Annotated in this window: 10 protein-coding genes; 9 read left to right on the top strand and 1 reads right to left on the bottom strand. The window is 68.2% G+C overall.

The window, feature by feature from the left end; all coding sequences use genetic code 11:
• Positions 1-57 precede the first annotated feature (57 nt).
• The 9 genes from J4573_RS16435 (at position 58) to J4573_RS16395 (ending at position 14,074) form a co-directional block, all read left to right on the top strand.
• Positions 58-1,593, top strand: coding sequence for an ABC transporter substrate-binding protein (locus J4573_RS16435; RefSeq protein ID WP_208256352.1), 1,536 nt, complete (start codon positions 58-60; stop codon positions 1,591-1,593).
• A gap of 20 nt (positions 1,594-1,613) precedes the next feature.
• Complete coding sequence (locus J4573_RS16430; RefSeq protein WP_208256351.1) at positions 1,614-2,543, top strand: ABC transporter permease; 930 nt, start codon at positions 1,614-1,616, stop codon at positions 2,541-2,543.
• Positions 2,540-4,480, top strand: coding sequence for a dipeptide/oligopeptide/nickel ABC transporter permease/ATP-binding protein (locus J4573_RS16425; protein ID WP_208256350.1), 1,941 nt, complete (start codon positions 2,540-2,542; stop codon positions 4,478-4,480). Before J4573_RS16430 ends, J4573_RS16425 begins: the two co-directional genes overlap by 4 nt.
• Positions 4,477-5,496 carry an oligopeptide/dipeptide ABC transporter ATP-binding protein gene (locus tag J4573_RS16420; RefSeq protein WP_307796659.1) on the top strand — a complete coding sequence of 340 codons (1,020 nt, stop codon included), beginning with the start codon at positions 4,477-4,479 and terminating at the stop codon, positions 5,494-5,496. The genes J4573_RS16425 and J4573_RS16420 overlap by 4 nt, the downstream gene beginning before the upstream one ends.
• A 32-nt stretch (positions 5,497-5,528) precedes the next feature.
• Positions 5,529-8,168, top strand: a complete 2,640-nt coding sequence (locus J4573_RS16415; protein WP_208256349.1) for a family 78 glycoside hydrolase catalytic domain — start codon at positions 5,529-5,531, stop codon at positions 8,166-8,168.
• Positions 8,165-10,528: a glycoside hydrolase family 3 C-terminal domain-containing protein gene (locus J4573_RS16410; RefSeq protein WP_208256348.1), complete on the top strand. Its 2,364-nt coding sequence runs from the start codon at positions 8,165-8,167 to the stop codon at positions 10,526-10,528. Before J4573_RS16415 ends, J4573_RS16410 begins: the two co-directional genes overlap by 4 nt.
• A gap of 312 nt (positions 10,529-10,840) precedes the next feature.
• A complete protein-coding gene (locus J4573_RS16405) occupies positions 10,841-11,827 on the top strand; it encodes a helix-turn-helix transcriptional regulator (protein ID WP_208256347.1) in 987 nt (328 codons plus the stop codon).
• Positions 11,824-13,632: a S9 family peptidase gene (locus J4573_RS16400; RefSeq protein WP_208256346.1), complete on the top strand. Its 1,809-nt coding sequence runs from the start codon at positions 11,824-11,826 to the stop codon at positions 13,630-13,632. Before J4573_RS16405 ends, J4573_RS16400 begins: the two co-directional genes overlap by 4 nt.
• Positions 13,633-13,855: 223 nt before the next feature.
• Positions 13,856-14,074 (top strand): hypothetical protein, encoded by a 219-nt coding sequence (locus J4573_RS16395; RefSeq protein ID WP_208256345.1) that lies wholly within the window; start codon positions 13,856-13,858, stop codon positions 14,072-14,074.
• A gap of 235 nt (positions 14,075-14,309) precedes the next feature.
• Here J4573_RS16395 and J4573_RS16390 read toward each other — a convergent pair whose 3' ends face one another.
• Positions 14,310-14,816, bottom strand: a complete 507-nt coding sequence (locus tag J4573_RS16390; protein ID WP_208256344.1) for a hypothetical protein — start codon at positions 14,814-14,816, stop codon at positions 14,310-14,312.
• Positions 14,817-15,054 lie beyond the last annotated feature (238 nt).

The following is a 15,054-nucleotide window of genomic DNA, read 5'->3' as shown; positions in this document are numbered from 1 at the left end:
CCATCCCGGACCAGCTCTAGGACGGCGCCGGCGCATCGAGACCAGAAAGAGACAGTGATGATGAAAAGAACCCGGCCGATCAGCGGGCTCGTCGTGACGGCTGCGGCTGTGCTGCTCGCGGCTGCGGCATGTGGCGGAGGGGCCAGCTCCAAGGGCGGCGGACGCACCGAGCTGAGGTTCGGCACCATTTCTGGGCCGGTGATCGCGTTCGATCCGTGGCTGGCCCCGTTCGGTGACAACGCCTCTCTGTTGCTCAACCAGATCAGCTACGACTCCCTGACGCACGTTGCGCCGGACGGGAAGATCACCCCGGGCCTGGCCACGTCGTGGCAGCTCAGCGGCTCGAACAAGGTCACGCTCAAGCTGCGCGACGACGCGAAGTTCGACGATGGCACCCCTGTCAACGCCGAGGCGGTGAAGGCCAACTTCGACTACGCGAAGAAGGCGGTGCCGGCGGGCCAGCGCACGCCCTACATCGCCGCGCTGACGACGACCGTCGTCGACCCCACCACCCTGACGCTGGAGTCCAGGACGCCGCAGCCGGACCTGCTGACGAACCTCGCGACCGGCGGAGGATTCATCGTCAATCCCAAGGCGCTGAAGAACCCGGCGTCCCTGAGGTCCAAGCCGGCCGGCAGCGGCCCGTACACGCTGACCTCGGCCGTCCCTGGCCAGGACTGGGTCTTCACTCGGCGTCAGGGCCACTGGAACCCGAGCGAGTTCCAGTACCAGAAGCTGGAGATGAAGAACTTCAGCTCGCTCCAGGCCATGGACAACGCGCTCAAGACCGGGCAGATCGACGGAGGGCTCGGCAGGCCGGAGTTCCTCGCCGGTGACCGCACGGCCGGGCTCAACATCCACCAGGCCAAGCCCACCACGCTGCAGGGCATCTGGCTGAGTGACAGGGCCGGGAAGATCGTGCCGGCGCTGGGCGAGGAGAAGGTGCGGCAGGCCCTGAACTACGCCGTTGATCGTGACGCCGTCATGAAGGCGGTCTTCTACGGTGTCGGCGCGCCCGCCTCCCTCATCATGCCCGAGGGTCTGAGTGGCAGCGGCGCCAAGGTGAAGGAGGCCTACTCCTACGATCCCGCCAAGGCCAAGAAGCTGCTGGCCGAGGCCGGCTACCCCAACGGCTTCACCCTGCCGTTCCTGGGAGCCGGCCAGGACAGCAAGCTGGAGCAGGCCGTCGCCGGCTACCTGCGCCAGGTGGGCGTGAAGATGGACATCAAGCCACACGTCGCCGACTACACCAACGAGGTCCGGTCCGGTAAGTGGGCGGCGACGTCGTTCGCCTGGACGATGACCCCGCCCGCCCAGTCGGTGAACGAGATCCTCTCGCCCAACGGCCTGGGCAATCTCAACCACTCGACCGACCCCCAGATCTCCGCCGCGCTGGACCGCACCCAGGCTCCGCTGGGAGACGCCCAGACCCGGGCGATGGAGGACCTGGTCGGGATCGTCAACGACAAGGCGTGGTTCCTGATCGTCGGCCACTCCTCGAACCTGTACGTGACGAGCAAGGGCGTGACCTGCGACATCGGCCAGCGCACCACCTGCCCGCTGTACACCTTCCGTCCCGCGAAGGCGAGCTGATGCGCGCGACCCTGCGACCGATGCTGGGACGCCTGCTTCTGGCGCTGCCGATGCTCCTCATCGTGGCCACCGCGACGTTCTTCCTGGTCCAGCTGGTGCCGGGCGATCCGGGCAGCTTCATTCTCGGCAGCGGTGCGTCCGGGGAGCAGGTGGCGGAGCTCAACGCCTCCCTCGGCCTGGACAGACCCGTGCTCGACCAGTTCCAGACCTGGCTCGGGGCCGCTGCGCGAGGTGACCTGGGCACGTCGTGGATCAACCGCGCCCCGGTGGTGGAGACGCTGGCGGCCGCGCTGCCGGTGACGCTGTCGCTGACCGGGCTGGCCATCGTGGTCATCGTGGTGGCAGGGGTCGGCCTCGGAACGTGGGCGGCACTGCGCCCGGGGTGGCTCGACCGCCTCTTGCAGGGGACCGCGGGCCTGGCGATCGCGGTGCCGAACTTCTGGCTCGGCGTCGGGCTCTTGCTGCTGTTCGCGGTCCACCTGTCCCTGTTCCCCGCGTCCGGCTACGTGCCGCTGAGCTCGCCTGGGGAATGGCTGCGGTCCCTGACGCTGCCCGTGCTCACCCTGGCCGTCGGCCCCGCCTTCGCGCTCGCGCTTCAGGTGCGCAGGGCAATGATCGACGTGCTGGCCAAGGACTACATCCGGTCGCTGCGGGCGGCCGGCCTTCCACGGCGGTCGGTTCTGTTCAAGCACGCGCTGCGCAATTGCATGGCGCCGGTGGTGACAGTGATCGGTTTCCAGGTGCTCGGCCTCATCGCGGGCGCCGTCCTCATCGAGCAGCTGTTCAACCTGCCCGGACTCGGCGGCGTGATGCTCACCAGCGTTACCCAGCACGATGTGCCCGTCGTCCAGGGGGCGGTGCTGCTGTTCGCGGTGTTCGTCGTCCTGATCAACCTGCTGATCGATGTGGGAGCGGCATTGCTCAATCCACGGGCCAGGGAGCGGGCATGACCTTCACCCGTGTGCTCGCCGCCTTCAGGTCCCCGCTGGCTGCGCTGTCGCTGCTGTGGCTGGCCGCGATCTGCCTGACCAGTGTGTTCGCCTCGGTCCTGGCACCACAGGACCCGCTGGCACAGGATCTACCGGCCGCGAACCAGGGCCCGACCGGAGCGCACCTGCTCGGCACTGACGGGTTGGGCCGCGATGAGCTGTCGCGGGTGATGTTCGGCTCCGCGACGCTGCTATGGGGCGCCGCGGAGGCGACCGTCATCGCGTTGCTGATAGGGGTGTCCGCAGGGCTGCTGGCCGGGTTCTCTGGCAAGACCGTCGACCGGGTTCTGCTGTGGCTGGCGGATCTGAGCTTCGCACTGCCCGGCTTCATCGTCATCGTGGCTCTCGCGGTCATCTACCCGCGAAACACCGCGGTCCTGATGGGCGCGCTGGGGGTGATCTCGGCAGGCGGCGTTCTGCGCTTCACCCGTAACCTCACCCGGGCGGTGCGCGAGGAGCTGTTCGTGGACGCCGCGTACACCGCCGGGCTGTCCCGCCGCCGGGTCATGACCCGGCACATCCTGCCCGTGATCACCGCACCGCTGACGGTCCAGGCCGTGCTCATGCTCTCCGCCGGAGTGATCGTCGGGGCATCACTGTCGTTCCTCGGCCTTGGAGGCAATCCCGAGAAGCCGAGCTGGGGTCAGATGATCTACGAGGCGAGCCAGCAGATGACCTCGGATCCCTGGCTGATGGTGCCCAGCGGTGCCGCGCTGATCTTCACCGTGATGGCGCTGAACTTCATCGGCGGCTCGCTCGGCGACCTCACGCCGGGAACTCGCGCCGCGCGGGGAACACGGGCCCGCGCTCGCATGCGGCCTGTGCGCTCGGTGGTCCGCCGGCCCGAGGCGCATGGAGTCGGAGCCGAGGAAGCAGCACCGCCCCAGGATGAGCCGCTGCTGTCGGTGCGCGGCCTCACCGTTTCATTCCCCGGGGCGCAGGACGGCGGTGTTCAGCCCGTCGTGGACGGGGTCGGCTTCGAGGTGCGCGAAGGGCGGGCGCTCGGCCTGGTGGGGGAGTCGGGCTGCGGCAAGTCGATCAGTGTCCTGGCCATCCCGGGACTGGTCCCGCAGCCGGGAGCGGTCACAGGAGGGTCGATCCGCTTCGCCGGCGAAGAGCTGGTCGGGCTGGGTGAGCGGCAGCTGAACCGCTTCCGCGGCTCGCGGATCGGGCTGATCTCGCAGGAGCCCATGGTGGCCCTGGACCCCTCGTTCACGGTGGGAAGCCAGCTGTGCGAGGTGCTGGCCCACACCGCAGGGGTGCCCCGCCGTCGGCGCCGCGAACGGTGTCTGGAACTGCTCGCCGAAGCAGGCATCGCCGACCCGGTCCGCACCGCTGCGAGCTACCCCCACCAGCTGTCCGGCGGCATGGCTCAGCGGGCGGCGATCGCGATGGCGCTGGCGGGATCGCCGCAGCTGCTCATCGCCGACGAGCCGACGACAGCGCTGGACGTCACCGTGCAGGCCGAGATCCTAGATCTGCTGCGCGAGCTGAAAGAGCAGCGCGGTATGGCGCTGCTGCTGGTCACGCACGACCTCGGAGTGGTGGCCGACATCTGCGACGACATGGCGGTGATGTACGCCGGGCAAGTCGTCGAGCAGGGCGCTGTCGAGGACGTCCTCGCCGCGCCCCTGCACCCGTACACGCGTGGGTTGCTGGCCTCGACCCCCGAATCGGCGGCGCACACGGGACGACTGAGCGCCATTGCCGGCACGGTGCCGCAGCCGAAGGACTGGCCGACGGGATGCCGATTCGCCGACAGGTGCCCGCACGCCCAGGAACGCTGCCGTACCGCCCCTGTCGCCCTCGAATCTCCCGTCGCGTTGAAAGCCGACGACGGGCGGGACGCCGCACGGTGCGTGCGCGCCGTCGATCTGTTCGTGGAGGCACGCTCGTGAACCGGCTGCTCGATGTGGAAGAGCTGACCGTCGCCTACCCCCGCCGTCCGCCGTCGGTGGATGGGGTCTCACTGACCGTCGGGCGCGGGGAGACGCTGGGGCTGGTCGGTGAGTCCGGCTCGGGCAAGACGACGTTGGGCCGTGCGGTCCTGGGTCTCGTCCCCGTTTCCGGAGGGCGGATCGGCTTCGACGGGCAGGAGATCGGTCATCTGCCCGCCGTGCGCCGTGGGCCCGGGCTCATTCACCGCATCCAGACCGTCTTCCAGGATCCCAACAGCTCGCTGAACCCGGCCCGCACCGTGGGCGACAGCGTCGCGGAGTCACTGCACGGCGGGGGCCGCCTGTCTCGCGCGCGACGCCGTGAAACGGTCGGCGAGCTGCTGGAACGCGTCGGCCTTCCGGCGGTGGCCGCCACCCGGTACCCCCACGAGTTCTCCGGAGGGCAGCGGCAGCGCATCGCGATCGCCCGCGCCTTGGCCGCTGAGCCGGAACTGGTGGTCTGCGACGAACCCACCAGCGCTCTCGACCTGTCCACCCAGGCTCAGATGCTGAACCTCCTGAGCGATCTGCGCCGAGAGCAGGAGCTGTCCTACCTGTTCATCAGCCATGACCTCGCGGTCGTCCGGCACATCGCCGACCGCATTGCCGTTCTCTACCAAGGACGTGTCATGGAATGCGGCCCAGCCGACCAGGTGGGGCTCAGGCCGGCGCACCCCTATACCCAGGCTCTGCACGCCGCCGCGCCGATCGCCGACGTCGCCGCACAGCGCACCCGCCGGGCCGCCCGTACCGCAGCGATGATCCCCGCCGACGCGGCGCGGCGGCCGGGCGGCCGACCCGACAGCTGCCCGTTCACCTCCCGGTGCCCGCGCGCGGCGGACGTGTGCGGCAGCCGTCGGCCCCGCGAGGTCGTCCACGACGGGGTGACGCTGGCCTGCCACCTGTTCGATCCGGAGTCCGGACACCCCGACAGCGCCGTCCCCTCCAGCATCGCCCACGAGGAGATGAAGAAGTGACTCCAAAGGCGGCCGGACGGAAAGGATGGAGCGTGCCAGGCCCTTCGGGGCTGCGCGTCGAGCATCTCGATGCGCCGCTGGGCATCGGTGACCGGCAGCCGCGCCTGTCCTGGCGGCTCCCGCCCGAGGCCACCGGCCAGCGCGCCTACCGCATCCGCCTCGACTCGGGCCGAGAAACCGGCTGGCGGGACGGTGACGGCAACGTGCTCGTTCCCTGGCCGTTCTCCCCGCTCAGGTCCCGAGAGCGTGTGCGGTGGCAGGTCCAGGCACGCACCGACAGAGGGGAGTCGCAATGGTCGCCGTGGTGTGCCTTCGAGACCGGACTGCTCGACGCCGCCGACTGGACGGCGCGGTGGATCCACCCCGCCGAAAACGAGCCGCCTCCGGGGCCGGGACGTCCGACCTATGAGCTGGCTAGCACCGTGGTCCTCGACAGGCCGGTGGCTCACGCCCGGCTGTACGCCACCGCTCACGGCCTGTACGAGGCGTTCCTCGGCGGCCGCCGGGTCGGCGATCTGGAGCTGACACCCGGCTTCACCCAGTACACACGGCGTCTCCAGGTGCAGACCTACGACGTCACGGGGTTGCTAGCCGAAGGCGAGCAGGACTTCACGGTGCTGCTGAGCGATGGGTGGTTCCGCGGACAGATCGGTCTCACCCGGGATCAGGACCAGTGGGGCACTCGAACAGCGTTCCTCGCCCAACTCCACATCGAGCATCCCGACGGCGACGTGACCATCACCGGCACCGACACGACCTGGCTCAGCCGTACCTCGCCCATCCTCGCCGCCGACCTCATCGAGGGCCAGCGTGAGGACCGCCGACCGGCCGCCTCGCCCCCCTGGCAGCCCGTGGCCACCTCCGACCTGGGATACGAGCGTCTCGTCGTGTCCTCGGCGCCGCCCGTACGCGTGACCCAGGAGTTGAGGCCGGTCGCGGTGACCCGCCTCGGCGAGGGGCGCCACCTGGTCGACCTCGGCCAGAACATCACCGGACGCGTGCGGCTGTCGAACCTCGGCCCCGAAGGTACCCGCCTCACCCTCGTCCACGGCGAGGCCCTGGACGCGTCGGGTGATGTCACCACCGACCACCTGCGCCCCGAAGGACCGTCTGTTCCCCACCCGCTGCCCGCCGGAATGGTCGACCAGATCATTTCTTCCGGCCGCGACGGCGAGATGTTCGAGCCGCGCCACACCGTCCACGGCTTCCAGTACGTCCGCATCGAAGGCCATCCCGGCGAGCCCTCCCGCGAGGACGTCACCGGAGTCGTCGTGCACACCGACATGCGTCGCACCGGATGGTTCACCTGCAGCGACGACCGGATCAACCGGCTGCACGAGGCCGCGGTGTGGAGCTTCCGCGACAACGCCTGCGACATTCCCACCGACTGCCCGCACCGCGAGCGCGCCGGCTGGACCGGCGACTGGCAACTGTTCGCACCGACCGCTGCCTTCCTCTACGACGTCGCGGGATTCTCGTTGAAATGGCTGCGCGACGTCGCCGTCGACCAGTGGGAGGACGGCACCGTCACCAGCATCTCCCCGTCGGCCCCCGCTCACGGCAAGGACAGCCCCGCCGCGTTCATCCACGGCTCGGCCGGATGGGGCGACGCGATTGTCCTGGTCCCTTGGGAGCTCTACCGCGCCTACGGCGACACCGGCGTCCTCACCGAGATGTGGCCGCACATGGTGCGCTGGCTCGACCGCGCCGAACGCATGGCAGCGCATGGACGCCACCCTTCCCGTACCGGACCGGCAAGGCCCCACGAACGGTATGTGTGGGACACCGGCTTCCACTGGGGCGAGTGGCTCGAACCCGGGGCCGACCTCACCGGCTCCCTGGAGGCGTTCGTCGCCCTCGACAAATCCGATGTCGCCACCGCCTACTTCGCCCGCTCAGCCGACCTGGCGGGCCGCATCGCCGAGATCCTCGGCCTCGCGGAGGACTCCGATCGCTACACCGCTCTGGCCGGGCAGGTGCGGGCAGCATGGCGAGCAGAGTTCCTGGACGCCGACCGAGCCGTCCGCCCGGCGACCCAGGCGAACCTGGTCCGGGCCCTGCGCTTCGGTCTGGTCCCGGACGACCTGCGCGACCGAGTCGCCGCGCAGCTCGTGGCGCTGATCCGGGCGGCCGGGACGCACCTGGGCACCGGATTCCTGGCGACCCCCGACCTGCTGCCCGTTCTCGCCGACACCGGCCACGCCGACGTCGCCTACGAACTGCTGTTCCAAGACACTCCGCCGTCCTGGCTCCACATGATCGACTGCGGCGCCACCACGGTCTGGGAGCACTGGGACGGAATCCGCGACGACGGGACGCCACACGACTCCCTCAACCACTACTCCAAGGGCGCCGTGATCGGCTTCCTCCACCGCTACGTCGCCGGCATCCGTCCGGGAGCCCGTGGCGGATACCGGCATCTCCGGATCGAACCCGTACCCGGCGGGAGCCTCACCTCAGCCTCTGCCGCCCACGATTCTCCGCACGGGCGCATCGAGTCGTCCTGGTCCCTGGACCGGGACGTGCTGCGCCTGTCCGTCCTCATACCTCCCGGCACGACCGCCGACGTCGTGCTACCTGGCCGTCCGCCAGAGCTGGTCGGCCCGGGCCGCCACCACTTCACCACCGCCGAGACCGCCGAAACCGCCGAAACGGAGAGCGAAAGCGCATGATCGACCGCCTGCTGAGCAGCCTCGACCTGGACACCAAACTGCGGCTCATCACCGGAACGGGCCTGTGGTCCACAGCCGAGGCACCTGTGATCGGCCTGCGCGCGATGCACCTGTCCGACGGCCCGGTCGGAGTCCGCGGCTGGTCGGAGAACGAACGGAACACCTCCGCGAACCTGCCTTCTCCCACGGCGCTCGCCGCCAGCTGGGACGACGATCTGCTCCGGCGCGTCGGTGAGCTACTTGCCGCCGAAGCCGCGACCAAGGAAGTCGACGTCGTCCTCGGCCCCACCATCAACCTGCACCGTGCCCCGCGCGGTGGCCGCCACTTCGAATGCTTCTCCGAAGACCCGCTGCTGACCGGACGGCTTGCCGCCGCCTACGTCGACGGCATCCAGCGGCACGGTATCGCGGCCTGCCCCAAGCACTTCGTCGCCAACGACTCTGAAACCGACCGCAACACAGTCGACGCCCGCGTCGACGAGCGCACCTTGCGTGAGCTGTACCTCGCCCCATTCGAACACGTCGTCCGCGAGAGTCGACCGTGGTCGATCATGGCCGCCTACAACGGTGTCAACGGCGCCCCCATGACCGAGAACGCGCTCCTGGAGGACCCCCTGCGCAGCGAATGGGGTTTCGACGGCGTGGTGGTGTCGGACTGGGGCGCGGTGTACTCCACCGAGAAGTCCGCCCGCGCGGGCACCGACCTGGCGATGCCCGGCCCCGAGCCCCTGTGGTGCGAGGCCCTGGCCGAGGCCGTTCGCTCGGGCACGGTGCCCGAGGAGGCGATCGACCGCAAAGTGCGCCACCTGCTGCTCCTCGCCGAGCGGGTCGGAGCCCTCAAGGATTTCCCGGCCGATCGTCCACGCCCCACCGCGGATCCCGCCGCCGCGCTGGCCCGAGAGGCGACCGCCGCGGGCATGGTCCTGCTCCGCAACGAAAGCGACCTGCTGCCCCTCGCCACCGACATGACGGTCGCCCTGATCGGTCCCGGTTCCCGCGACCCGCGCACCCAGGGAGGCGGCAGCGCCGCCGTCACCGCCCCGTACATCGTGACGCCCGAGCAGGGCATGCAAGCCGTCTGGGGCGAGCGGCTGGTGCAGGCCGACGGTCTACGCCTGCACTCGGGTCTGCGCCGGCCCTCCGAGGGCGACATCGTCTCGGGCGCCGTGATCTGGCTGGCGCCCGACGGGTCTGCGCTGCTGACCGAGCCCACCAATGTTCCCGGTGTCTTCCGCAGCAAAGCCACCACACCCCCCGGCAGCACCTCCTGCATACTGCGGGCGACCTTCCGCGCATCTGAATCCGGTACCTGGCAGGTGGGCGGCTTCGGCGTCGGCGACCTGGAACTGCGCCTGAACGACGGGCCCGTCGTCGCCGAACACACCGTCACCGACCCCTGGACGCTGGTCTCACTGTTCTTCGACCCGCCGCAGGCCAGCACGAGCATCGAACTCCAGGCCGGTGAAGAGGTCACCGTGATCGTCCATTACACCTGGCCTCCCGAGCTCCCCATGTTCCGCGCCCGGCTGGGCCTGCGACGCCCGGAACTCCCCGCAGAAGAGGAGTTCACCCGGGCCGTCGAGGCCGCCCGCACGGCCGACGTGGCAGTGGTGGTCATCGGGACGACCGAGGCGATCGAGAGCGAGGGCTTCGACCGCACCGACCTCGCACTGCCCGGGCGCCAGAACGAGCTGGTCGCCGCAGTCGCCGAGGCCAACCCGCGCACCGTGGTCGTCGTCAACTCCGGCGCCCCGGTGGAGATGCCCTGGCGCGATGACGTCGCCGCCGTACTGCTCGGCTGGTTCCCCGGCATGGAGTTCGGCAACGCCCTCGCCGACGTGCTGTCCGGCGCCGTGGAACCCGGCGGGCGGCTGCCCACCACATGGCCCGCCGATGCCGACTCGGTACCGGTCGACGACGTCACACCATCCGACGGAACGCTGGCCTACACCGAAGGACTGCACATCGGACACCGCGCCTACCTCCGCGACGGAGCCACCCCCGCCTACTGGTTCGGCGAGGGGGTCGGCTACACCAACTGGGACCACGAGGAGTTCACGGTCGACGGGACCACCGCCCACATATCGGTCTGCAACACCGGAAACCGACCGGGCAAGCACGTCGTCCAGCTCTACCTCTCCCGTCCCGACTCCGCGATCGAACGCCCAGCCCGCTGGCTCGCCGGCTACGCCACCGTGCACGCCGAACCCGGTGAATGCGTCGACGTGACCATCCCCATCGCCGCACGAGCCTTCCAGCATTGGAACGGGCATGTCTGGGCGACCGAACCCGGCCCGTTCACCCTCCACCTCGCCAGCTCAGCCGGAAACACTCTCGCCGACCTGCCCATACAGCCCTGACCACTGCGCCGGTACCGCCGCACTCCACCACGACCGCCACCAGCAATCCGCCGGGAACGCTCCTCGTCCCATGAGGCCAGCGGGCCAGGCGCTGGCAGCAAGGTTCCAGATCTGCCTATGTCGCTCGTGGGATGTCTGGGCAGTTGCGGTGACCAGCCGATCAGGTGCAGCTTGATCACTTCTATGCATCGGGGCAGGGTTCGGCGCCGGCTGGTGGCCGCACCGCGTCCCATCTCACTAGGAGCTGCCCAGCCATCGAGGGTGGACACAACGGAAAGTTGCGGACAGTGATAGATCAGATACTCTGGGCTCATGGAGGGCTGGGGCCGTGAGAACGCCCGGGAGCTACTTGAAGGCGTGGTGTCTGAGCCGCTCCTGGAGGCGTATCTGCAGCTCGTGGACTGCGGCGGGTGCCTAGATTCTGAGGCTGAGGCACTTTTGGGAGGGGCTGAGGTAGTCCGCGCGCTGACACAGCGCGGCATGGCGCATCACTGGAACGGCCTTCCACCCCGGTTGGAGCCCTCGACTCCGGACCTGGCCTTGCACGGTGCGTTGGCCGAGCTGGAGGGGCGGCTCCTGGAAGATCACCGCCAGGTTTTGGCGGGGCATAAGCGCCTGGGCGAGATACATCAGGTCCGCGCGAGAGCGGGCGGCATCATCGAGGACTTGCTGGTCGAGGTCGTTAGCGACCCGATGGAGATCAAGCGTCGGTCGTACGGGCTGATCAACGAGGCCCGGCGGGACTGGATGACGCTGGAGAACCTGCTGAACGAGATCCCGCTGAGTGAGGCCAGTTCATGTCCGCCGCCTCCGTCGTTCGACGGCATGGTGCGGTGCCGGTCGATCTACGAGCTGAGCTTCATGGAGCAGCCTCTGACGGCGAAGTTGGTCGATGCGTGCGTGGAGGCCGGCGAAGAGGCACGGCTGCTGCCGCACGTCGGCATGAAGATGAAGCTCGCCGACGAGACGGTGGCGATGCTGCCCTTGACCCCGACCGGGATGGAGGGGGCATTGGTGCTGCGGTCGCCGGTGATCGTGCGTGCCCTGAAGCAGCACTTCGAGATGCTCTGGGCCAAGGCGACACCGATCGGGGCGACCGAGGCCGACGAGCTCAGCGAGAGTAAGCAGAAGGTGCTCGAGATGTTGGCCGCCGGGCTCCAGGACGAGACGATCGCGCGGCGAATGAACGTGAGCGTCAACACCGTGCGGCGGCACATCACAGAGATCAAGGGGCAGTTGGACGTCGGCACCCGGTTCGCGATGGGGGCGGCGGCGCTGCGGCGGGGGTGGATCAAATGACGCTGAGCTATCGCGACTTCGTACCGACGCAGCGCTTCCAGCCACGGGCCCTGGCCATCGCGCCCGACGCAGGCCACGTGGCGTACTCCTCCAATCAGTCCGGCCAGTTCAACCTTTGGGTACAACCGGTCACTGGCGGCCCGGCACGGCAACTCACCCGCTACGTCGGCTGTGCGGTACGGAACGTGGCTTGGTCACCCGACGGGCGATGGCTGGTCTACACGGCCGATCGCGACGGTGACGAGCAGGCCCAGCTGTATCGAGTCGAAGCCGAAGGCGGGGAGCCAGAGCCGATCGCTCAGAAGGAGGCGTGCCAGCACGCCCTGGCCAGGTTCCCCTTCGACACCGCAGGCCGACGCCTGGTCTACTCCGTGAACGATCGTGATCCAGCGACCCCGGACATTGTGGTCCGAGATCTCGTTGTGGGGTCTGAGCAACGATTCGTGCCTCCGGCCGGCGTCGTCATCGAGCCGATACAGATCTCACCTGATGGCCGATGGCTACTGGGCTGGGGACTCATATCAGCGGTCGACACCCAGGCATTCCTGATCGATCTAGCTGCGCCCGACGCGCAACCGCGGCAGGTGGGCCCGACGAGCGGCTACTTCGAACCTGTCGTTTGGGCGCCTGACTCCACCGGCTTCTACGTTCGGACCGATACGTGGGACGGCGAGTGGATCGGCGCAGGGTTCTTCGATTTGGGTGAGTCGACCGTGCTGCCACTGGCGCGAGTCGAGGGCGACCTTGAGCACCTGGCGGTCGCGGATGACCTGACCATCTGGTCGGTCAATGAGGGTCACTCGGCGCTTTACGCACAGCGGAATGGCACAGATATAGAGCTGCCCCCGCCCCCGGACGCAGTCATAACCGACATGCGGGTGTCGGACGGCGCGGAGCTGCTCGTCATGCAACTGGACGCGGCAGAGCGCCCGATGGAGATCGCCGTGCTCGATCTGCGCCGGGGAGACCTCCGGTATCTGACGGACAGCCGTCCCGAGGGCCTGCGCATGGTCCAACCGGTAAGCCCGCGCACCGTAACGTTCCCATCGCAGGGCGGACGTACGGTGGCCGCGCTTCAGTACGAGCCGCACGAGCAAGAGCAATGCCCCGTGCTGATATGGGTCCACGGTGGCCCGCACGAGCAGGTCCGGCCCGACTACGGCAGGTTCGGCATGTTCCAGTACCTGGCTGCCAAGGGCGTGCTCGTCATCTGCCCGAACTTCGCCGGTTCGACCGGCTACGGGATCGCGTTCCAGAAACTCATCTACCGCAACTGGGGCGGACCCGACCTGGAAGATCTTCAGGCCACTCTCGACTACCTGAGGTCCCTGCCAGGGATCGACAAGGCCCGTATCGCGACCGCCGGCGGATCGTACGGCGGCTTCGCAACGCTGTCCTGCCTGGCAAGGATCGACTACCCGTGGGCCGCCGGCGTCTCGCTCTGTGGCCCGTCCGACCTGGTGACGCTAGCGGCGAAGTGCCCACCCATCTGGCGCAGCTTCGTCGACACGATCCTGGGCAACCCCGACCGTGACGCGGACCTGCTGCGGTCCAGGTCGCCGATCACCTATGCCGACCGGATCAAGGCTCCGCTCTTTGTGATTCAAGGAGCCACAGATCCTCGGGTGCCTCAGGAAGAGTCCGACCAGATCGTCGGCAAACTGAGAGCCAACGGCAACGAGGTTCGGTACGACATCTATCCCGATGAAGGTCATGGTTTCACCAGCCGCACTAATGAGATCAAGGCCTACTCCGACATCGCGGAGTTCTTGCTCGCCCACCTGGAGCCTGCCGCGCCAAAATGAGTAAGAGTCTCCAATTGGTGAGAACTCACCCCTGACCGCACCCTCGCCCCGCAGGGGCTCAGAAGCCCTTGTCTACTTGCCTATACGGGGGAACGGTCAACCTGTCGATCTTGGCTGGGTTGGTGATTGTTGCCGTTGGCGAGTCCAGCCCTAGTGGAGAAGCACCTCTAGCGGGTTTCCTGAATACCGAATGGTCTCATCGACTCTCGGGGGTGCTCCTCACATGAAGAACAAGCAGAACCGCCTTCTCACGGCCCGGTCTCGCATCATTTCAATCCTCATCAGCGGCATGCTGGTCGCCGGTGGCTTCGTGACCTTGAGTTCAGGGCCCGGGTATGCGGAATCGCAGACGGCGGCAAGGTGCTGGCCTGTAGGGATTTGCTGGACGCCTGGCATGATGCCGTGGCTTAAGCTCCCGAAGAAGCACACCAACATGGGTTGAGCCAACGCCACATCGTGGCTCTCGCCTTGTAGCTGTCGCCCTTGATGCCGGTGCAGGACATCGTTCCTCGCGCCGGCATCGGCTTGCCTGAGGGTGCAGCGGTTCGGCTGAGGTGGACCAGGCGATCTGGCTCTGGCAGCGTCAGCAACAACCGAAGCTGGACCCGCATTTGAAGCTCCTTGGCCCATGCGCGGATCGCTTCGTGCCTGGCTCCTTCGATAGGCCCGAGACAGGCTCAGGCGCCCGGGGGTTTGGGCCATAGTCGCGCGACGTACAGCTCGGTACCCTCAGCTCGTTCCCACTCGGGGTCGCCGGGGCTGATGTCCCGTTCGTACAGGTCGGCCTCTCTCGCGGGCATGATGCTGCGGCGGTAGCCGAGCAGGTCCAGCCAGTACCAGCCCGCGGGCACTTCGAACACGCCTGGTTCGGCCCCGGCTGCGAGCGCCATCAGCCCGATAGACCCCTGGCTGGCATGGAACTCCAGCAGGGCCCGCACTTCCGGGTCGTCACCACCGTCAATGACGTAGGCGGATGGTTCGTTGTCCCACAGTTCGAACCGGATGGCGGGTGAGGGGAGCGTACAGGCTGGACGGACCTCCACCATTTCCGGGGACGCCGAGTACCAGCTTTCTGCAGAAATTGGTGGCTCGGGGCGCTCGGCGTCGATGTCGTTGTAGAAGCCGAACATGCCGTATCCGGTGGTGGTGAGCACCTGGACGGTGGACAGCAGGCGGGAGGGCATCTGCAGGACTCCGTTCGCTCGTGACTCTTCGTCATTTGGGCACAAGTCGCGGCGCGTGAAACGAGGCCTTTCCAGGGGCGGGCATGGTCAATTCTCGCAGGCGGGCAGTAGCGATCTTGTGGAGACTAGCGCTCGGCGCCTTTCATGACAGAAAGCTCCAACCAGTCATGAAGGGTGAATGTCGATGTCAGTCACGACGTCTGTTCCACATCTGCCGGTTCCGGCCGCGGGAAGTTCG

This window comes from Actinomadura barringtoniae, assembly GCF_017573505.1.
In the GTDB taxonomy this organism is placed as follows: Bacteria; Actinomycetota; Actinomycetes; order Streptosporangiales; family Streptosporangiaceae; genus Spirillospora; species Spirillospora barringtoniae.
Note: the sequence above shows the minus strand (reverse complement) of the source record. Positions and strands in the feature narration are given on the sequence as shown.

What these genes read in the sequence shown, in the direction of transcription:
- J4573_RS16430 (WP_208256351.1), top strand. Translation starts at nt 1,614, where the DNA reads ATGCTGGGACGCCTGCTTCTGGCGCTGCCGATGCTCCTCATCGTGGCC.
- J4573_RS16405 (WP_208256347.1), top strand. Translation starts at nt 10,841, where the DNA reads ATGGAGGGCTGGGGCCGTGAGAACGCCCGGGAGCTACTTGAAGGCGTG.
- J4573_RS16395 (WP_208256345.1), top strand. Translation starts at nt 13,856, where the DNA reads ATGAAGAACAAGCAGAACCGCCTTCTCACGGCCCGGTCTCGCATCATT.
- J4573_RS16425 (WP_208256350.1), top strand. Translation starts at nt 2,540, where the DNA reads ATGACCTTCACCCGTGTGCTCGCCGCCTTCAGGTCCCCGCTGGCTGCG.
- J4573_RS16390 (WP_208256344.1), bottom strand. Translation starts at nt 14,816, where the DNA reads ATGCCCTCCCGCCTGCTGTCCACCGTCCAGGTGCTCACCACCACCGGA.
- J4573_RS16410 (WP_208256348.1), top strand. Translation starts at nt 8,165, where the DNA reads ATGATCGACCGCCTGCTGAGCAGCCTCGACCTGGACACCAAACTGCGG.
- J4573_RS16435 (WP_208256352.1), top strand. Translation starts at nt 58, where the DNA reads ATGATGAAAAGAACCCGGCCGATCAGCGGGCTCGTCGTGACGGCTGCG.
- J4573_RS16400 (WP_208256346.1), top strand. Translation starts at nt 11,824, where the DNA reads ATGACGCTGAGCTATCGCGACTTCGTACCGACGCAGCGCTTCCAGCCA.